Origin of the sequence: Nitratidesulfovibrio sp. D1 (genome assembly GCF_051133415.1) — a bacterium.
Lineage (GTDB): Bacteria > Desulfobacterota > Desulfovibrionia > Desulfovibrionales > Desulfovibrionaceae > Cupidesulfovibrio.
Map to the genome: position 1 here is coordinate 378,693 of NZ_JBPGNZ010000003.1, position 19,438 is coordinate 398,130.

Sequence of the window (19,438 nt, forward strand, 5' to 3'; positions counted from 1 at the left end):
GCCCGGTCCTACAGGAGCACGCCCGATGCAGCAGTTCCGGGCCGACCTGCACATCCACTCCCGCTTTTCGCGCGCCACCAGCGGTCGGCTCAACGCCCGCCATCTGGCCGCGTGGGCGCGCGTGAAGGGGCTGGATGTGCTCGGCACCGGCGACTTCACGCACCCCAAGTGGCGGGCGGAACTGGCCGAGCAGCTGGTGTTCGACGAAGCCAGCGGCCTGTACCGCCTGCGCGACCCGCGCGGGCTGGACGCCGAACTGCCCGACTACGCGGGCAAGCCGCTGGCCGGGCGCACCCTGTTCATGCTCCAGGCGGAAATCAGCAGCATCTACAAGCGCGGCGGCCAGGTGCGCAAGGTGCACAACCTTGTCTACGTGCCCGACATGGACGCCGCCGACCGCCTGTCGCGCCGCCTGGCCGAGGTGGGCAACATCGAGTCCGACGGGCGGCCCATTCTGGGGCTGGATTCGCGCAACCTGCTGGAAATGGTGCTGGAAACGCACCCGCAGGCGTTTCTGGTGCCCGCGCACATCTGGACGCCGTGGTTCGCCCTGTTCGGCTCCAAGTCGGGCTTCAACTCGGTGGCGGAATGCTTCGGCGACCTGTCGTCCGAAATCTTCGCCATGGAGACGGGCCTGTCGTCCGACCCGGAGATGAACTGGCTGTGGAGCGAACTGGACCGCTTCGCACTCATCTCCAACTCCGACGCCCATTCCGGCGACAACCTGGGGCGCGAGGCCAACCTGTTCTCCGGCGAAATCGGCTACGAAAGCATCCTGCGCAGTCTGAAGGGGCAGGGCATCGGCGGGCGGTTCCTGGGCACGCTGGAATTCTTTCCGGAGGAAGGCAAGTACCACCTGGACGGGCACCGCAAGTGCGGCGTGGTCATGGAGCCGCGCGAAACCCGCGCCCGTGGCGGCCTGTGCCCGGTGTGCGGCAAGCCGGTGACCGTGGGCGTGCTGCACCGGGTGGTGGAACTGGCCGACCGCGAGACCCCCATCCAGTCGCCGGGGCAGCAGGGCTACCTTTCGCTCATCCCGCTGCCGGAAATCCTGTCCGAACTGCTCGGGGTGGGACCCAAGAGCCGCAGGGTGGCCGAGCAGCACGCCCGGTGCGTCGCCCGGTTCGGCTCGGAGCTGAACATCCTGCAGGACGTGTCGGAGGCCGAGCTTTCCCGGTTCTGGGAACCGCTGGGCGAAGGCATCGCCCGCATGCGGCGGCGCGAGGTGTTGCGCCAGTCCGGCTACGACGGCGAGTACGGCGTGGTGCGCGTGTTCACGGACAAGGAGCGCGCCTCCATCCAGCGCCGCTCGGTGGTGGGCGGCCTGCCGCTGCTGGAAGGCATGGGCGTGCCCGCCGCCCCGCGCGCGGACGGTGACGCAGCCCCCCGCGCCGCGGGCAAGGGGAAGAAGGGCAAGGGCACGAACCGCCCCTCGCTGCTGGATGCCCTGTCCGGCCCGTCAGGCCCGCCCGGCCCGCCCGGCCCGCCCGTCCAGCCGGACAAGCCAGGGCAGCCCGCCAAGGCGGAGCGGCCCGGAGCCGCCGCGCCCGAGCCGGACTTCGAATTTTCGCCGGAGCCTTCCGCGTCCGGCGCGGCCCCGGCCCCCAGCGCCCCCGATCTTCCGGACGGAGACGACGGACCCCCGCCGCCCGCCTTTGCCGCGCTCAGCGCGCCCCGCCCGCCCGAGGGCGCGGCCATGCGCTTCAACCCTGCCCAGCGCCGCGCCCTGACCGCCGGTCCGCAGCCGGTGCTGGTGCTGGCCGGTCCCGGCACGGGCAAGACCCGTACGCTGGTGGGCCGGGTGCTGCACTTGGCGGAGACGGGCATCGACGCCCGGCGCATCCTGGCCGTCACCTTCACCCGCCGCGCGGCGGCGGAAATGGACGAGCGCCTCGCCGCCGCCCTTGGCGAGGGCGCGCCCCTGCCGCGCACCGACACCCTGCACGCCCTGGCCTTCGAGTACTGGCACCGGGCCACGCCCACCCCGCCGGTGCTGCTTTCGGAAGAGGCGGCCCGCCGGGTGTTCGCAGAGGCCAACCCCGACGAGCCCGCCCAGCGGTTGCGCGAGGCGTGGGAAGCCATCGGGGTGTGCCGCGAGAAGATGCGTTCGTGCCTGGTGGAGCACGCCCCGCTGCTGGCCCGCTACACCGAGCAGAAGGCGGCGTGGAACCTGGCCGACTACACCGACCTGCTGGAGTTCTGGCTGGACCAGATCCAGAACAGCATCTACGCCAGCCCGTGGCGGCACGTGCTGGTGGACGAAATCCAGGACCTTTCGCCGCTGCAACTGACGCTGGTGCGCGCGCTGGCTCCGCGCGGCGGGGCGGGCTTCTTCGGCATCGGCGACCCGGACCAGTCCATCTACGGGTTCCGGGGCGCGCACGGCGACGTGGCCGCCTTCCTGCGCGAGGCGTGGCCCGACCTTTCCGTGGTGGCGCTGGAGGAGAACTACCGCTCCTCGGCGCGCATCCTCGACTTCGCGGGCGGCCTGATGCAGGGCCGCTCGGCCTGCGGCCCGCTGCGCGCCGCGCGCGACCTGCCCGGCGAACTGCACCTGTTCGAGGCCCCCACGGCGGAAGGCGAGGCGGCCTGGATCGGCGAGCAGATTCGCGGGCTCATCGGGTCCACCAGCCATTCGCTGCTCGACGCCGGGCACGGCCGCTCGCGCCGGGGCACGGTGCTGGACGAAGGCGGGTTCAGCCCCGGCGACATCGCCGTGCTGGTCCGCGTGAAGTCGCTGATCCCCCAGTTGCAGCGCACCCTGACCCGCTTCGGCGTGCCTTGCGCCGTGCCCGAGGCCGAAGCCTTCTGGACCGACCAGCGCGTGGCGCTCATCCTGGGCGCGGCCGGGCGCATGCTGGGCATCGGGTCCACCGCATCCCCCCCCGGCCCGGTACTGCCCGCCGGGCTCAGTCACCGCCGCCTGGTGGCGGAAGGGGTGCACCCTTCGCTGGCCGACCGGCTGGGGCTGTCCGCGCAGCCGGGCAGGCCCGCCGAAGACGGCGAATCTGCCCCCGGCATGCCCGATGGGTATGACGGGCATGACGGGCAGGACGCGGAGGCTGACGGCTCCGGCGGCGGCGAGGCCCCCCTGCGGCCCGACGCGGAAATCCCGGCGCGCGGCATGCCCCCGGAGGTGGACTGCCCCCCCAAGGTGCTGGCCAAGGGACCGCTGGGGGTGGCCGCCTACCTGCGCGAAACCCCGCCCTTCGACGATCTGTTCTGGCAGTCCTCGGCCTTCCGGGCGCTGTCCCGCGCCTACGACACCCACGGCGGCTGGTCCGGGCTGATGAACTGGATCAGCCTGCAAAGCGAGCTGGAACTGGTGCGGCGCGGCAGCGAGAAGGTGCAGATCATGAGCCTGCACGCGGCCAAGGGCCTGGAATTCCGCGCGGTGTTCCTGCCCGCGCTGGAGGACGGCATCATGCCCTTCGCCGGGGCGGGCACCCTGACCGGCAAGCCCGACCCGGAGGCGCGCACCGACGTGGACGAGGAACGCCGCCTGCTCTACGTGGGCATGACCCGCGCCTCCGAGGGGCTGTTCCTGAGCTGCGCCGCGCGCCGCCAGCTGTACGGACGCGAACTGCGCCTGAAGCCCTCGCGCTTCCTGGACGACGTGCCGCTGGAAGGACTGCGCCGCTCCATGCTGGTGCAGCACCAGAAGCGCAAGGAGCGCCAGCTGTCGCTGATGTAGCGCCCGCCGGTTTCTCCGGCGCGGGCTTCCGCCCAATGAAAACGGCCCGGTCATGCCGGGCCGTGGTGTTTTTCGGGGATGGGGAAGGCGCCGGGGACGGCGCGCCCTGGCGCAAGCCGTCCCGTCGTGCGGACCGTCCCGTCGCGGGAACATGCCGGTGGCGGACGGTGCTACAGCGGGCAGCACATCCGGTACACGTAGCGTTCGTACAGGCCGGACACCCTGCCCGCCGTACGGGGGCTCAGGCCCACGTCGCGCAGGCGACAGTAGACGTGCAGGGGGTTGAAACGGTGTTGCAGAAAGTGTTTCACGTGGCGCATCAAGGTCTCCTGTTCCCCGCCACCGTGGCCTGACGGGGGAACGTCGTACGCCGTGCATGCCTCATGCCGCCGCGGCCCGTGGTCCATGGTGGCGGCCCCTTGCGAGGGGGGCGCATTTCCGGGCGGGCGGAAAACCGGCGTTCCGTGGCGCGCGGGCGGCACGTTTCTGCCGGGCCGCGCTTGCCCGGCGGGCGGAAAGCCCGTAACCGGAACGTCATGCACGTCTTGCAGGCCCTTACCGCATCGCCTCGGCTTCTGTCCAGAACCGTGGCGGCCCCGTCGTGGGTCATCGCGGGCAACATCCATGATAATTGCGCATTTCTTTCAGGAAAAGTGCACGAGGTGGGGCTGTGCCTGTTCGAGGCGGAAGCCTGCCTTGCCTACACCGACGCGGACCTGCCCCCGGCGCTGGCCGGGCTGCCCCTGTCCTGGCACGCCCACCTGCCGGTGGACCTGGACTGGGGGGCCGGGCCGCACGGCGCGCCCGGCGCGGGCGCGGCGCGGGTGTGCGGCCTGCTGATGGACCGGGTGGCCTTTCTGGGCGCCCGGCGCGCGGTGCTGCACCCGCCGACGCCGGAGCAGGCCCGCGCGGCGGGTTTTGCCGGTACGGACGGTCCGGCCCGGCTGCTGGGCGTGTTTCTGGATGCATGGACCCGCCAGGGCCGCGACCCGGCCGACCTGCTGCTGGAAAACATCGCCGGGCAGGACCTGGCGGACCTGATTCCGGCCATCGCCGACGGAAACTGCAATGTGTGTCTGGACATGGGCCATGTCCTGACCTACGGTCAGCATAGGCTGCCCGCATCCGCCGGTCTGCTGCGGCGGGTGCGCATGGTGCACGTGCACGCCCCCGGCGGCATGGACCGCCACCGTCCCCTCACCGAACTGACGGCGGAAGAAGCCGCATGGGCGGCGCGGGTGCTGCCCGCCCTGCCGCCGGACGCGGTGCTGACGGTGGAGGTGTTCGCCTGGGACGGGGTGCGGGCGTCGCTGCCGGTGCTGGACCGGCTGCTGGAGGGGCGGGACGGCATGCCGTCATGCGCCGGCGGGCGTTCCGGAGTTCCTTCATCGCATTTCACCAGCGGGGCGGCGCGCCGCAGCGTTTCACGAGCCGGGGCCAAGAGGAGATCATGAGTTACTTCAGGAAGCTGGAGACAAAGCTCACCCACCTGCAGGAGCTGTTCGACCGCGCCGAGCGCTGGCTCATCGTGATCAACGCCGACCCCGACGCCATGGCCTCGGCCCTGGCGCTGAAGCGCATCATGATCCACCGCGTGGACGACGTGGCCATCGCCCGCGTCAACGAGATCACCCGGCCGGACAACCTGGCCATGGCCCGCTACCTGCGCATCCCCATGGTCAAGCTGACCCCCACGCTGTCCGCCCAGTTCGACCGCTTCGCGGTGGTCGATTCGCAGCCCCACCACCACCCCTCGTTCAAGGACCTGCACTTCTCGCTGGTCATCGACCACCACCCGCTTGTCGAGGAACACCCGGTGGTGGCCGACTTCAAGGAAATCCGCAACGAGTACGGCGCCACCTCCACCATCATGACCGAGTACCTGTACAACCTCGGCATCCGGCCCGGAAAGCTGCTGGCCACGGCGTTGCAGTTCGGCATCAAGACCGACACCGCCAGCTTCGAGCGCGCCTTCCACGACGTGGACATGCGCGCCTACCGCTACCTGACCAAGTTTGCGGACCATGCCCTGCTGTCGCGCATCGTGCGCAGCGAATTCCGGCTGCACTGGCTGGACTACTTCTCCCGCGCGTTCATCAGCATGCACAAGCTGGGCACCGGCCAGTACGTGTACGTGGGCGAGGTGGAAAACCCGGACATCCTGGTGGTCATCGCCGACTTCTTCATGAGGGTGCACGAAATCCGCTGGGCGGCGGTGTGCGGGGTGTACCACGACACCATCGTGGTCATCCTGCGCGGCGACGGCATGGGGCGCGACCTCGGCCGCTACGCCAGCCTCCAGTTCGGCGACGTGGGCTCCGCCGGGGGGCACCGGGCCATGGCCCGGGCAGAGATTCCCCTGTCCGCCGCCGAGGGCCGCAACGTGGAATTCTTCATCTACAAGCGGCTGCTGGCCCCCCGCAAGAAGGTCCGGGCGAAGGCCGAGCCCAAGCCCGACGCCAGGGCCGAGGGCGGGCAGACGGTCAGGGCGGAGGCCGGAGCCGCCCAGAAGGCCGGGCAGAAGCCGGAACCGCAACCGGGACGGAAGGCCCCGGCCAAGGCCCTGCCTGCCGGTGCGCCCGTTGCGCCCGTCGCGCCGGCGAAGACCCCGGCGGCGGCCGCATCCGCGCCCGTGCCCACGGGCGGCAAGTAGCGCGTCGGGTACCGTTTCCCTTCTTTCTTTTCCGCATGTGGCAAGGCCGCCTCCCGGAACACCGGGGGGCGGCCTTGCGCGTGGAGGGAAGGGAAAGGGACGATGCGGTGGCGGGAAAGGCGCGGGGCGGCGGCTACGCCCCGCGCCGCCTGCGGTCCGGGCGGCCCGCGTCGGCGCACAGCACGTGGGGCGTGCCCGTGGCGTCGGTGAAGCGCATGGCCAGCGTCACGCACAGGTTGCCGGAGGCCCGCGAGATGTACGGGGCGGTCAGGCATTCCTCTATACCGCTGCGCATGGGCAGGAAATATTCCTTCAGCGAATGGTCGGCGCCGCGCCGCGCGGGCTGGTAGATGAACCGCCTGCTGGCCGAAAGCCGGTAGGGGTTGCACACCGTGTCCGACACCTGGCGGCCCGCGGCGTCGAGCACGTACAGGCATTCCAGGGCCGATTCCGCGTTCAGGTAGCGGGCCAGCATCCTGTCGAAGCCGCCGGGAAAGGCGCGGTGCAGGTCTTCGCGCAGGCGGCGCACGGCGTTGCGCAGGGTGGACACGCGACGCTCCTCTTCCTCCACCTGGGCCAGGGTGAGCGCGGCATAGGCGCGGGCCACGTCGTGCATGGCCGTGCCGCCCGCGGCCACGGCTCCTTCGGGCGAGGGGTGCGCGAACAGGAAGCCCTGCATCACGTCGGCCCCCAGGTCCATGAGCAGCGCGGCCTCGCTTTCGTGCTCCACGCCCTCGGCCACGGTCATGGCCCCGATGCGTCGGGCCAGGCCCACCAGCGCCCGCACCACCTCCTGGCGGTGGAACGAATCGGGCAGGCCGGACACCAGCGAACGATCCAGTTTGAGCACGTCGGGCTTCAGCGCGGCGATGCGTTCCAGGTTGGAATGCCCGGCCCCCACGTCGTCCAGGGCCACCAGGAAGCCCAGCCTGCGGTGGCGCGCGGCGAAATCCATCAGCGCGCCGGTGTCGTCCACCTGCGATTCCACGATCTCCAGCACCACGTTGTTGGGGCTGACCCCGGTGGCCTCGGCGAGCCGCTGGATGTGCCCGGAGCCCACCACCCCGTGCCGCAGCACGGCGGTGTCGATGTTCACGAACAGCAGCAGTTCCGGCCTGCGGCGCACCAGCGGGGCGAAGGCGGCAAAGGCCCGTTCGCGGCACAGGCGGTCCAGTTCCAGCGCGCTGCCGCTGGCGGCGGCGGTGGAGAACATGATGCCGGGCGGCATCACCGCGCCGCCGGGCACCCGGCCCCGGCTCAGGGCTTCCATGCCCACCACGGCGTGGCGGCGCACGGAAACCAGCGGCTGGAACAGGGTGAACACGTCGGCGATGGCCACGCCCGGCACGGGAAACGGCAGGGCGGAGGGAGTGTGGTTATGCGGTTCGGCGGGCGAGGGCGAACCTGCGCGCGCCGTGGTCGTGGCGATCATGTGGTCGTCTCGTCGGCGCGGCGGCGCGCGGGCAGAAAAAGGGCCGGACCGGGGCGGCGGGCGGGGGAAGGGTGCCCCGGTCCGGCGGAGGGTGCGGGCGGCGGGGGTTGCTGGGGTGTCGCCGCCCGTTCACGCCGTTGTCAGTTCCTTCGCCGAGGCGAGGAACCGTGCGCGGTCTTGCCGGGTTGCAGGTGGAGCGGCAGGGTGCTCCCCCCGGCGGACCGGTGCACGGAAGGAACCGAGAAGCCGGGCGCAGGGTCTGCGCCATGGGCCTCCGGCGGAAAGCCGTCACCCGTGGCGCCGGTGTTGCCTCCCCCGCGAGAGACCTCGTGCGCACGGGCAAACAATGAAGCATGGTCGTCGAAAAGGGCGTCGTCGCCGTCCGTGGGCAGGCGCAGCAGGCTGCGCAGCGAGGCGGCGGCCACGTGCATGGTGAACATCAGCCATGCGCAGACCAGGGCCGCGCAGGCGATGCGGGCCGGGTCGCCGGGCAGGGCGGCGGCAATCACGCCCAGCCCGGCCGCCAGAAGGCACGAGAGCCCCGGCGCAAGGCCGCGCGAGGTGTGGCCGGGCGTGTCGCAGGCACGTCCGGCGCCCGCGGGCGGCGCTGGCATGGCGGAGCCGTCGGCCGGTCCGGGACACGCGAAGGACGGCACGCCGGCGTGGGCGCCGGCAGCCATGGCCGTGGCGCGGCCCGCGCCGTGGCGGCGGGGTGCGTGGCTGGCTGGGGTATGGCGTCCTGTGGCGTGCATGATGTCGTTCCGTGTCCGGGCGGCGTTGGCCCGCATGATCTGTTGCTGTTGTCAGGAGCAGCGGGGGTGGGGCGGTGCGGGCGGCGCCGTGCCGTCCACGCCGGGACGATAGCAAAACAGGGGCCAATGGCGGCAACCCGGCGGATTTCAAGGCGTGGCCGTGGCGCGGCAGGAACGGGAATCCGAGCAGCAGGCATCATAATTACAAATTTGAGTATATCATGAGTGATCAAAGAAACAAAAACGTAAATCAAACATAGGGCGAGGGTGTCGAAAAAGCCGGGCTTTTCTGAATATTCCGCTTGACAGGCTTCGCGGGGCGGGCGTAGGTATCCCGAAACACCTGAAAACGGATAACGCAGGGACACAACGTCACATGCTTTCCACCTCCGCCACCTTCACCACCGCTTTCCGTACCAACTATTACTTTTGGTACTTTTTTAGCTATGGAGAAGCCCGTGGCCGCATGGAGCGTGCGTAAGCATCTGACGAAGGTGTAAACACACGAAGACTCAAGGGGCCGCGGGCGAATAGCCGGCGGCCCCTTTCAGTTTTTCCGGCGGTGCGTTACGCGCGGCGCACCCCGGAGCGTGTGTTCCGAAGGCCGGGCGCGCCCACAGCCGCCCGAGACCCGAAGCCCGGCGCTGCCGCATCAGCAGTACCCGGTACGCGGGGGCAAGCCCCCGAAGCCCGTGGCAACCCGCCCGGGCCGCAAGGTAAGGACACACGACCACGGCCAGCTGCGCCGCAACCTTTCCGAAAGAACAGGGGAAGATACGATGCACATCGGCAAAAGAATCAGGATGGAGCGCATCTTCAATCGAAAAACCGGGCGCGCCGTCATCGTGCCGCTGGACCACGGCGTCAGCGTGGGTCCCATCTACGGCCTCGTGGACATGCGCGAGACCGTGAATCAGGTGGCCGAAGGCGGCGCGGACGCGGTGCTCATGCACAAGGGCCTGGTGCGCTGCGGCCACCGCGAGGGCGGCCGCGACGTGGGCCTCATCGTGCATCTTTCCGCCTCCACCTCGCTTTCCCCTCGCCCCAACGCCAAGACCCTGGTCGCCACCGTGGAAGACGCCCTGAAGCACGGCGCCGACGGCGTGTCCGTGCACGTGAACCTGGGCGACGAGACCGAACGCGACATGCTGGCCGACCTCGGCCGCGTGGCCACCGTGGCCAACGACTGGGGCATGCCCCTGCTGGCCATGATGTACGCCCGCGGCCCCCGCATCAAGAACGAGTACGACCCCGAAGTGGTGGCCCACGCCGCCCGCGTGGGCGTGGAACTGGGTGCCGACGTGGTCAAGGTGGCCTACACCGGCGACATGGACAGCTTCGCCCACGTGGTGGCCTCCTGTTGCGTGCCCGTGGTCATCGCGGGCGGCCCCAAGCTGGATTCCACCCGGTCCTTCCTGCAAATGGTGCACGACGCCGTGCGCGCGGGCGCGGCCGGTCTTTCCGTGGGCCGCAACATCTTTCAGCACGAGCGCACCCCCGCCCTCGTCAAGGCCCTGCGCGGCCTGGTGCACGAGGATTGGGATGTGGAGCAGGCGATTTCCCTTGTCGGCGAATAGCTTCCCGCGGCGTATCGGCGCGCGGGCGGTGTCGGACCGCGGCTTCCGGTCGGTCACGTACCAAAGAGTACGCTCCCTCCCGGAATCCTTGTCCTCCTAGCCGGCGCACCGATACGCGCGCGGGAAGTGGTCGGGTCCGGGCGGTTCTGTATCCTTGCCAGAGAACGGAACTGCGCCGAATCCGGAACGCCTGGGACGCATGACGTATCCGGCGAAAGGCTGCATACCTTGTCGCCTTGGTCGAAGCCAAAGAGCGGTTCGCCGCCATGACAAAAATGTGAGGGGCCGATGCGGACCATTCTTTTCAAGAGCGTGCCTTTCGACAAGGTGCTGGTGACCCTGGCGCTGGAATCTGGCGTGGACGGCGTCATCGTGCCGCGCGCGCAGGTGGAGTCGGTGGCGGCGCTGGCCCGGTGCCGGGTGCTGGCCGACGAGGATGTGGCGACCATCGCGCTGTCGGCCAAGGCCGACGAAGAGGACGCCGCCGCGCGTCTGGCGCGGGGCGAAACCGTGGTGTTGGCGCGCGGGTGGGAGATCATTCCGGTGGAGAATCTTCTGGCGCAGTCGGACGACGTGGCCGTGGAAGTGGCGGACCTTGCCGAGGCGCGCCTTGCGGCGGGCATTCTGGAGCGGGGCGTGGCCACCGTGGTGGTGCTGCCCGAGGGCGCAGGCGAGCTGAAGTCCATCGTGGCCGATCTCAAGCTGTCGCAGGGCTGCATCGACCTTCTGCCCGGCGTGGTCACGGCGGTGGAGAACGTGGGCCTTGGCCACCGGGTGTGCGTGGACACCATGTCCATGTTGCGCCGGGGGCAGGGCATGCTGGTGGGCAATTCCAGCGCGTTCACCTTCCTGGTTCACGCCGAGACCGAGCACAACGAGTACGTGGCCGCGCGGCCGTTCCGGGTCAATGCCGGGGCCGTGCACGCCTACGCCCAGATGCCCGGCGACCGCACCACCTATCTCGAAGAACTGCGCGCGGGCGACGAGGTGCTCATCGTCGGCGCCGACGGTTCCACCACCGTGGCCACCGTGGGCAGGCTGAAGGTGGAGGCGCGGCCCATGCTGCTGGTGCGGGCGAAAGTGGGCGACGTGGAGGGCGCGGTGTTCCTGCAGAACGCGGAAACCATCCGCCTGACCCGGCCGGACGGCACCCCGGTGAGCGTGGTGACCCTGAAGGAAGGCGACCAGATCCTGTGCCGCACCGATTGCGCGGGCCGCCACTTCGGCATGCGCATCAAGGAGGACATCAAGGAATGCTGATGCGCACCGCCATGCACCTTGGGAGGACGCGCCCATGAGCCTTGCCGACGACAAGGACCCCCACTGGCGCGGGGACGACGGTTCCGGAACCGACCCGGAAGCGGCGCTGGCCGGGCGGCTGGGCCAGATCCGCCACGAGATCGACGGGCTGGATTCCGACCTGCTGCACCTGTTGAACCGCCGCGCCTCGCTGAGTCTGGAGGTGGGGCGCATCAAGGCGGACGACGCGGGCATCGTGTTCAAGCCCTTCCGCGAGCGCGAGGTGTTGGAAAATCTCATGGCCGCCAACGGCGGGCCGCTGCCCAACGAGCACCTGCGCTCCATCTGGCGCGAGATCCTTTCGTCCTCGCGCAGCCTGCAACGGCCGCAGAAGGTGGCCTACCTTGGGCCGGAGGGCACCTTTTCGTACTTCGCGGGCGTGGAATTTCTGGGCAAGTCCGTGGAATACATGCCGCAGAAGGATCTGGACGGGGTGTTCCGCACCGTGCACGACCGGCAGTGCGAGCTTGGCGTGGTGCCGCTGGAAAATTCGCTGCACGGCACCGTGGGACAAAGTCTGGACCTGTTCCTGACGCACGAGGTATTCATCCAGTCCGAGCTGTTCTGCCGCATCAGCCACTGCCTGCTGACCACGGAGACCAGCCTGGCCGACGTGACCACGGTGTACTCGCACCCGCAGCCGCTGGCCCAGTGCGGCGGCTGGCTGCGCCAGGCCCTGCCGGGGGCGCGGATCATTCCGGCGGATTCCACCGCCTCGGCGGCGCGCCGGGTGGTGGGCGAGAAGGGCGCGGCGGCCATCGGGCACCGCAGCCTGGCCTCGCTGCTGGGGCTGAACATCCTGGCGCGCGGCATAGAGGACCAGCCGGACAACTGGACGCGCTTCGTGGTCATCGGCCCCGCCCCGGCGGGGCAGCCCGGCACGGACAAGACCTCCATGCTGTTCTCGGTGCCGGACAGGCCCGGCGCGCTGGCGGAAGTGCTGAACCTGCTGGCCCGCGAGGGCATCAATATGAAGAAGCTGGAGTCGCGGCCCCTGCGCGGCGAAAAGTGGAAATACGTGTTCTTCGTGGACGTGGAATGCGACCTCGGCAACGAGGACTACGGCCGGGTGGTGCACGAACTGCGCAGGCTGTGCCATACGTTGCGCATTCTGGGCAGTTACCCTGCGGGGCCGCAACTGGACATGAATGGAGGTTGATTCCTTTCGGAAAGCGGGGCTCCGCCCCGCGCCCCGCAAGGGGACCGCGTCCCCTTGACCCCTTTTGCCGTCGAGCCGCGCTGCGCGCGTCCCGCCGGGGTATAGGGAAACAGGCAGACCTGACCCCAAATAAAAAGTTTGGGGGGAGCGGCAGCCGTTAGGTGAGCGCAACGCGCGAACCTTACGGATGGCGACAGCAACGCTGGGGGTCCGGGGGAAGGAGACCCTTTCCCAAAGGGTCCCTTCCCCCGGTGGCTCTTCCCTCCAGACGGATTGCCAAAAGGATTCATGATGGAAAGCAAACGTGAAACCGTGACCGTGGCGGCGCCGCCGTCCAAGTCGGTGTCGCACCGCATGCTGATCGGCGCGGCGCTGGCGGCGGGCGATTCGGTGGTGGAGCACGTGCTGGAAAGCCGCGACATCGAGCGCACGGCGGACATTTTGCGGGCGGCGGGCGCGCGCATCGAACGGCTGGGCGACGGCAGGTTTGCGGTGTCGGGCGTGGCGGGCACCCCTGCGGGCGGGTTCGACGCGCCGGTCTCGTGCGACGTGCACGAATCGGGCACCACGTGCCGCCTGCTGACGGCGGTGCTGGCGGCGGGCAAGGGGATGTTCCGCATCCACGGCGCGCCGCGCATGCACGAACGGCCCATCGGCGAACTGGTGGACGTGCTGCGGGCTCGCGGGGTGCGCGTGACCTATGAAGGCCGCGAGGGCTGCCCGCCCCTGCTCATCGACTCCGACGGCATGTCCGGCGGGGCCACGGCCATCGGCCTTGGCGAATCCAGCCAGTACCTGTCGGGCCTGCTGCTGGCCGCGCCGCTCACCAGCGGGCTGACCATCGAGGTTTCCGGCGACAAGGTGGTGTCGTGGCCGTACGTGGCCCTGACCCTGCAAGCGCTGGAGGACTTCGGCATCGGCTTTCGCGTGGAGACGCGCGAGACCCCGCGCGGCAACTGGCAGGCCGACGACTGGCGCACCCTGCGGGAGGTCCGGCCGGGGCTGGTGCGCTTCGTGGTGTCGCCGGGCGTGTACCGCGCAGGCAGCTACCGGGTGGAGGGCGACTGGTCCAACGCCTCGTACTTCCTGGCGGCGGGGGCCGTGGGGCCGCGCCCGGTGCGGGTGGCGGGCTTGCGGGTGGATTCGTTGCAGGGCGACCGGGCCATGCTGGACATCCTGGGCCGCATGGGCGCGCGCTTCGAGCGGGCGGACAACGGCGTGCTGGTGGCCCCGTCCAGCCTGACCGGCGTGGAAGTGGACATGGGCCACTGCCCGGACCTGGTGCCCACGGTGGCGGCCACGGCGGCCTTCGCCCAGGGCGTGACCACCATCCGCAACGTGGCGCACCTGCGCATCAAGGAATGCGACCGGCTGTCCGCCCCGGCGGCGGAACTGCGCAAGGCCGGGGTGCGGGTGGAAGAACTGGATGACGGCCTCGTGGTGTACGGTTCGCTGCGCAGCGGGGGGCCTGCGCCCTTGATTGACGAAAAAGCGATGCCATTTTTGGCATACGGCGACCATCGCATGGCCATGAGTCTTGCGCTTCTGGGGTTCGCCGGGGTACAGGTGGCCTTGGACGACCCGGCCTGCGTGGCCAAGTCGTTCCCGCATTTCTGGAACGAGTGGGAAAAGGTGCGCGCATGAACGCAGTGAAAATCGCGCTGGTCGGCGCGGGGGGCCGCATGGGCCGCCTGTTCGCCGACAGGCTTTCCGCCGCGGGATACGCGGTGGGGGGCGTGGACCGTCCGCTGACGCAGGATGCCTTGCGTCGCGCCGTGGACGGGGCCGCCGCCGTGCTGCTGTGCGTGCCCGTGGAAGCCATGGACGAGGTGTTGCGGCAACTGGCCCCGTTGCTGGACGGCATGCAGGTGCTGGCGGACATCACCTCCGTCAAGGTGCGCCCCATGCAGGTCATGGAGCGCCATTACGCGGGCCCCGTTGTGGGCACCCACCCCTTGTTCGGTCCGGTGCCGCCCGCTGGTGATCCTGCGGAAAACCTGCGCGTGGCCGTGACCCCCGGCGATGGGGCGCACGAGGCGGACGTGGCGCTCATGGAGCGCGTGTTCCGCGACATGGGCTGCGTGCCCTTCCGCACCACGGCGGACGAGCATGACGAGGCCGCCGCCTGCATCCAGGGCCTGAACTTCATCACCAGCGTGGCCTATCTCGCCACGCTGGCCCACCGCGACGAACTGACCCCCTTCATCACCCCCTCGTTCCGCCGCCGCCTCGACGCGGCGCGCAAGATGCTCACCGAGGACGCATCCCTTTTCGAAGGCATGTTCGAAGCCAATCCCCACAGCCAGACCGCTGTCCGCAACTACCTGTCGTTCCTCAACTTCGCCGCCGCCGGCGATGTGGACGTGCTGGTCGACCGCGCCCAGTGGTGGTGGCGTTCGCACACCGAAAGGGGAGGAGTGCGTCCGTCATAGCTGCACAGGTGTAGAGTAATACGGACAAGGCAATCGTAGGCCGCGCTCCCTCCCCGGGAGCGCGGCTTTTTGTTTTCGAAGCACCACTCACGGCACGCCGAACTTGAAGGAGAACCCGGATGGAAATGCCCGAAATGCCCGCACAGGCGGAAGCCCCCGCAACGGCGAAGGCCCCCCAGATACCCCAAGCCGCGCAAGCCCCCGTCAATGGCGACGACGGCACCGGCGGCACCGGCGGCAACGGCTGTGCCCCCGCTGGTTCCGGGGACGACATCCCCCCGCTGCCCGCAGACGGCGAGATCGTGCTGCGCCAGACCGGCCGCTGGCTGGAGGCCGACGTGGATACCCCCATCAGCCTGTTCCTGGGCATGGTGGGGTCCGGGCAGGGCATCCTGCTGGAAAGCGCCGAAGTGGACGGCCGCTGGGGTCGGTTCAGCGTCATCGCCTTCAACTTCCTGCTGCGGCTCGGCTGCCGCGACGGCAAACTGGAAGTGGCCGTGCGCGACCCGCGCCTTGCCCCGCTGCGCAAATTCGACGGCATGGGCTTCATCGAGGGCGCCCGCGCGGTGATGGCGGCCCTGCGCATCGAGCCGGACGGCGCCTTCGCCGACCAGCCCCCCATCACCCGCGCCCTGTACGGCTACTTCGGCTACGGCGTGGCCGGGCTGTTCGAGCCCAAGCTGGCCAAGGTGCTGCCGCCCTCGTCGGCCGAAGCCTGCCTGGCCCTGCCCGGCACCGTGGTGCTGTTCGACCACCTGTACAACCGGCTGTGCCAGCTTTCGCTCACCGACCTGCCCGGCGCGCGCGTGGACCGCAGCCAGGTGGACCGCGCCCCCGAGCCGCCGGAAGTGGGCCCCGTGGTCAACGTGCCGGAAGAGGCCGTGTACACCCGCGCCGTGGCCCGCGTGAAGGAGATGATCCGCCAGGGCGAGGCCATCCAGGTGGTGCTGTCCACCCGGTTCCAGGCCTCGTTCAGCGGCGACCCGTTCACCCTGTACCGCCGCCTGCGCCGCATCAACCCCTCGCCGTACATGTTCTTCATGCGCCTGCCCGGCGTCTCGCTGCTGGGGTCTTCGCCGGAAGTCATGGTGCGCTGCCGGGCCGACACGTTGCAGGTCAGCCCCATCGCGGGCACCCGCCCGCGCGGCGCGGACGACGCCCACGACGCCGCCCTTGCGCGGGAACTGCTGGAAGACCCCAAGGAGCGCGCCGAGCACGTCATGCTGGTGGACCTTGGCCGCAACGACCTTGGCCGCATCGCCGCGCCGGGCACCGTGCAGGTGGAGCGGTTCATGGACGTGGAAAAGTTCTCGCACGTCATGCACCTGACCTCGCGCGTCACCGCGCGCATCGAGCCGGGCCGCGACGCGCTGGACGTGCTGGCCGCCACCTTCCCGGCGGGCACCGTCAGCGGCGCGCCCAAGGTGCGGGCCATGGAGATCATCTCCGAGGCCGAAGGGCTGGCGCGCGGCCCCTACGCCGGGGCCATCGGCTGGCTGGGCCTGGACCGGGGTTCCGTGAACCTGGACACCGGCATCACCATCCGCTCCCTGTGGGTGCGCGACGGCCAGGTGCACTGGCAGGCCGGGGCGGGCATCGTGTTCGATTCCGTGCCCGAGATGGAGTGGAAGGAGTGCAACAACAAGGCCGCCGTCATCCGCGCCGCCGTCACCGGAGGGGAATATGTTCCTGTTAATCGATAACTACGACTCGTTCACCTTCAATCTGGTGCAGGCGTTCTATGGCCTTGGGCTGAACCCGGTGGTGGTGCGCAACGACGACCCCGCCCTGCCCGCCATGGCCGAAGACCCGGCGCTGGAGATGGTGTGCATCTCTCCCGGCCCCAGCCACCCGCGCAACGCGGGGTTCTGCCTCGACTTCCTGGCCCGGCTGCCGCACGCGGCGCCCGTGCTGGGCGTGTGCCTGGGCCATCAGGTGCTGGGGCTGTTCGCCGGGGCCACCGTGGATGTGGGGCCGCGCATCATGCACGGCAAGACCTCGGACATCGCCCACGACGGCGTCGGGCTGTTCCACGAGATGCCCAGCCCCATGCAGGTGGGCCGCTACCACTCGCTCGTCGTGCACGCCGAGGAACGGCCCGAACTGCTGGCCGTCACCGCCCGCGCGCCCAAAGGCGAGGTCATGGCCCTGCGCTACACCGACCGGCCGTGGGTGGGCGTGCAGTTCCATCCCGAATCCGTGCTCACCCCCGACGGCGTGCGCCTGCTCGCCAACTTTCCGCAACAGGTGGCGGGGAAGTAGGAGCGGGGCTCCGCCCCGCACCCCGCAAGGGGGCGGTGGCCCCCTTGACCCCTTGTGCGGGACCGGTTCGCACTTCGTGTGCCCCGGTCCCGGTGACAACCGCAACGGGCAACCAGTCCCCCATTGAAAAGTTTGGGGGGATGGGGGCCCGGGGGAAGGGGACCCTTTGCCTCAGCCGTTAGGCGAGCGCGCAGCGCGAGTCTTACGGATGAGGACCGCAAGGCGCAAAGGGTCCCTTCCCCCGGTGGCTCCCAGATAAGGAGACAGCAATGCAGACCGCGACATCCACCATACTGGAAACGTTGGCCACAGGCGTGGACCTTGCCCCGGAACTGGCCGAGGCCGGGTTCTCGCGCCTGATGGACGGCGAGATGACCAGCGCGCAGGCGGGTTCGTTCCTGATGGGCCTGCGCATGAAGGGCGAGACCCCGCAGGAACTTACCGAGGCGGTGCGCGCCGCGCTGGCCCGCGCCGTGCGGGTGACCGGCATCGACGGCCCCACCATCGACATCGTGGGCACCGGCGGCGACGGCCGCTCGTCGTTCAACTGCTCCACGGCCACGGCGCTGACCCTGGCGGGCATGGGCCACCGGGTGGTCAAGCACGGCAACCGCGCGGTGTCGTCCTCGTGCGGGGCGGCGGACGCGGTGGAGGGCCTTGGCCTGCCGCTGGAACTGGACCCGGAGGACGTGCGCGCGCTGGTGGCGCGGCACAACTTCGCCTTCCTGTTCGCGCCGCGCTTTCACCCGGCGTTCCGCAACGTCATGCCCATCCGGCGCGAACTGGGCGTGCGCACCCTGTTCAACCTGCTGGGGCCGCTGCTCAACCCGGCCCGTCCCAGCCACATGCTGCTGGGCGTGGCCCGCGCGGAACTGCTGCCCCTGATGGCCCGGACCCTGCTGCTGACCGGTGTGCGCCGGGCGGCGGTGGTGCACGGCGCGGGCGGCTACGACGAGTTGACCCCGCTGGGTCCGGCCCGCGTGCTGCTGCTCTCCGGCGACGGCGAAGGGCGCGGCACGCTGACGGAACTCAGCGTGGACCCGGCGGACTACGGCATCGCGCCGTGCACCCCCGAAGAACTGGCCGTGCCCGACCGCGACACCGCCGTGCGCGTGCTGCGCGACCTGCTGTCCGGCGGTGGCCCCGCCCCCATGCGCGACATGCTGGTGCTCAACGTGGGCATGGCCCTGCACCTGCTGGAGCCGGACATGCCCCTTGCCGACGCCATGACCGCCGCACGGCTGGCCCTGGCCGCAGGAGCCGGGGGGAAGGTGCTGCATGCTTGACCGGTTCCGCATCGCCAAGCAGCCCGAACTGGACCGGCTGCGCCAACTGGCAACCGCCGGCGAGCTGCCCGCGCCCCTGCCAGCAGGCGCAGTGCCGCGCCCCGACTTCCTGCGGGCGCTGCAAGACCGCTCCGGGTGCCCGGATGCGCCAGTGGCGGTCATCGCGGAGTACAAGCGCGCCTCGCCTTCGCGCGGGGTCATCGAGACGGGCGTATCGCCCGAGGACGCGGCCACGGCCTACATGACCGCCGGGGCCACGGCCATCTCGGTGCTGACCGAGGAGACCTACTTCGGCGGCGACCTGGCCTACCTCGGCCGCATGGCCGGGGTGAACCCGGAAGTGCCCCTGCTGCGCAAGGACTTCATCATGGACCCGTTGCAGGTGGCGGCCACGGCGGCCACCCCGGCGGCGGCGCTGCTGCTCATCGTGCGGCTGACGCCGGATGCGCGCACCCTGCGCGACCTGCGCGAGCAGGCCGAGGCGCACGGCATGCACGCCGTGGTGGAGATCTTCGACGAGGCGGACCTGGCCCTGGCGCGTGAATCGGGCGCGCGGATCATTCAGGTGAACAACCGCGACCTGGAAACCCTGGCCGTGGACCGCACCGCCTGCCTGCGCCTTGGCCCGCTGCGCGCCCCCGGCGAGGTGTGGATAGCGGCCAGCGGCATTGCCGAGCGCCGCCATCTGGCGGAGGCCGCCCATGCCGGGTATGACGCGGCATTGGTGGGCACCGCCCTCATGGACGGGGGCGATCTGAAGGGTTCATTGCTGCGCCTGCTGGGACGCGAGGGCACTCCGTCCTTTCGTCCCCCGGCGTCGTCAGGCTGCGCCGCCTGTTCCGGTCATGTACGGTCAGAGTACGCTCCCTGCGCGTCGGGCTCGCCTTCCTTG

14 protein-coding genes and 1 pseudogene are annotated in these 19,438 nt (G+C 70.2%); 12 read left to right on the forward strand and 3 right to left on the reverse strand.

Annotation, left to right across the window (positions count from 1 at the left end):
• Positions 1-25: 25 nt before the first annotated feature.
• A complete protein-coding gene (locus ACR4XJ_RS07290; protein ID WP_434754599.1) occupies positions 26-3,694 on the forward strand; it encodes a UvrD-helicase domain-containing protein in 3,669 nt (1,222 codons plus the stop codon).
• Positions 3,695-3,864: 170 nt separating this feature from the next.
• Here the strand turns inward: ACR4XJ_RS07290 and ACR4XJ_RS07295 are convergent, their stop codons facing one another.
• Positions 3,865-4,014 carry a hypothetical protein gene (locus ACR4XJ_RS07295; protein WP_333504526.1) on the reverse strand — a complete coding sequence of 50 codons (150 nt, stop codon included), beginning with the start codon at positions 4,012-4,014 and terminating at the stop codon, positions 3,865-3,867.
• A gap of 216 nt (positions 4,015-4,230) precedes the next feature.
• On the opposite strand from ACR4XJ_RS07295, the gene cbiR reads away from it, so the two are divergent.
• Together cbiR and ACR4XJ_RS07305 are read left to right on the forward strand one after the other, a co-directional pair.
• Positions 4,231-5,148 (forward strand): cobamide remodeling phosphodiesterase CbiR, encoded by a 918-nt coding sequence (gene cbiR, locus ACR4XJ_RS07300; protein ID WP_434754600.1) that lies wholly within the window; start codon positions 4,231-4,233, stop codon positions 5,146-5,148.
• Positions 5,145-6,347 carry a DHH family phosphoesterase gene (locus ACR4XJ_RS07305; RefSeq protein ID WP_434754601.1) on the forward strand — a complete coding sequence of 401 codons (1,203 nt, stop codon included), beginning with the start codon at positions 5,145-5,147 and terminating at the stop codon, positions 6,345-6,347. The genes cbiR and ACR4XJ_RS07305 overlap by 4 nt, the downstream gene beginning before the upstream one ends.
• Positions 6,348-6,480: 133 nt before the next feature.
• On the opposite strand, the gene ACR4XJ_RS07310 is transcribed toward ACR4XJ_RS07305, so the two are convergent.
• Both ACR4XJ_RS07310 and ACR4XJ_RS07315 read right to left on the reverse strand, forming a co-directional pair.
• Entirely contained in the window at positions 6,481-7,779 is a 1,299-nt protein-coding gene (locus ACR4XJ_RS07310) for an EAL domain-containing protein (protein WP_434754602.1), read from the reverse strand.
• Between the two features lie 140 nt (positions 7,780-7,919).
• Positions 7,920-8,531: a hypothetical protein gene (locus ACR4XJ_RS07315; RefSeq protein WP_434754603.1), complete on the reverse strand. Its 612-nt coding sequence runs from the start codon at positions 8,529-8,531 to the stop codon at positions 7,920-7,922.
• Between the two features lie 779 nt (positions 8,532-9,310).
• Between ACR4XJ_RS07315 and ACR4XJ_RS07320 the strand changes: the two genes are divergently transcribed.
• The 9 genes and pseudogenes from ACR4XJ_RS07320 to ACR4XJ_RS07360 all read left to right on the forward strand — a co-directional run.
• A complete protein-coding gene (locus ACR4XJ_RS07320; protein ID WP_434754604.1) occupies positions 9,311-10,108 on the forward strand; it encodes a 2-amino-3,7-dideoxy-D-threo-hept-6-ulosonate synthase in 798 nt (265 codons plus the stop codon).
• A gap of 288 nt (positions 10,109-10,396) precedes the next feature.
• A complete protein-coding gene (locus ACR4XJ_RS07325) occupies positions 10,397-11,368 on the forward strand; it encodes a 3-dehydroquinate synthase II family protein (RefSeq protein ID WP_434754605.1) in 972 nt (323 codons plus the stop codon).
• 34 nt (positions 11,369-11,402) lie between these two features.
• Entirely contained in the window at positions 11,403-12,566 is a 1,164-nt protein-coding gene (gene pheA, locus ACR4XJ_RS07330; RefSeq protein ID WP_434754606.1) for a prephenate dehydratase, read from the forward strand.
• A gap of 291 nt (positions 12,567-12,857) precedes the next feature.
• On the forward strand, positions 12,858-14,210 hold the full coding sequence (locus tag ACR4XJ_RS07335) for a 3-phosphoshikimate 1-carboxyvinyltransferase (protein WP_434754607.1): 1,353 nt from the start codon (positions 12,858-12,860) through the stop codon (positions 14,208-14,210).
• Entirely contained in the window at positions 14,207-14,998 is a 792-nt protein-coding gene (locus ACR4XJ_RS07340) for a prephenate dehydrogenase/arogenate dehydrogenase family protein (protein WP_434754608.1), read from the forward strand. Before ACR4XJ_RS07335 ends, ACR4XJ_RS07340 begins: the two co-directional genes overlap by 4 nt.
• A 119-nt stretch (positions 14,999-15,117) precedes the next feature.
• Positions 15,118-16,701 (forward strand): anthranilate synthase component I family protein, encoded by a 1,584-nt coding sequence (locus ACR4XJ_RS07345; RefSeq protein ID WP_434754609.1) that lies wholly within the window; start codon positions 15,118-15,120, stop codon positions 16,699-16,701.
• On the forward strand, positions 16,682-17,260 hold the full coding sequence (locus tag ACR4XJ_RS07350) for an anthranilate synthase component II (protein WP_434754610.1): 579 nt from the start codon (positions 16,682-16,684) through the stop codon (positions 17,258-17,260). Before ACR4XJ_RS07345 ends, ACR4XJ_RS07350 begins: the two co-directional genes overlap by 20 nt.
• Positions 17,261-17,529: 269 nt before the next feature.
• Positions 17,530-18,546, forward strand: coding sequence for an anthranilate phosphoribosyltransferase (trpD, locus tag ACR4XJ_RS07355; protein WP_434754611.1), 1,017 nt, complete (start codon positions 17,530-17,532; stop codon positions 18,544-18,546).
• Positions 18,539-19,333, forward strand: a pseudogene (locus ACR4XJ_RS07360) (indole-3-glycerol-phosphate synthase); the annotation flags it as partial. The gene trpD and the pseudogene ACR4XJ_RS07360, both read left to right, overlap by 8 nt.
• Positions 19,334-19,438: the final 105 nt, after the last annotated feature.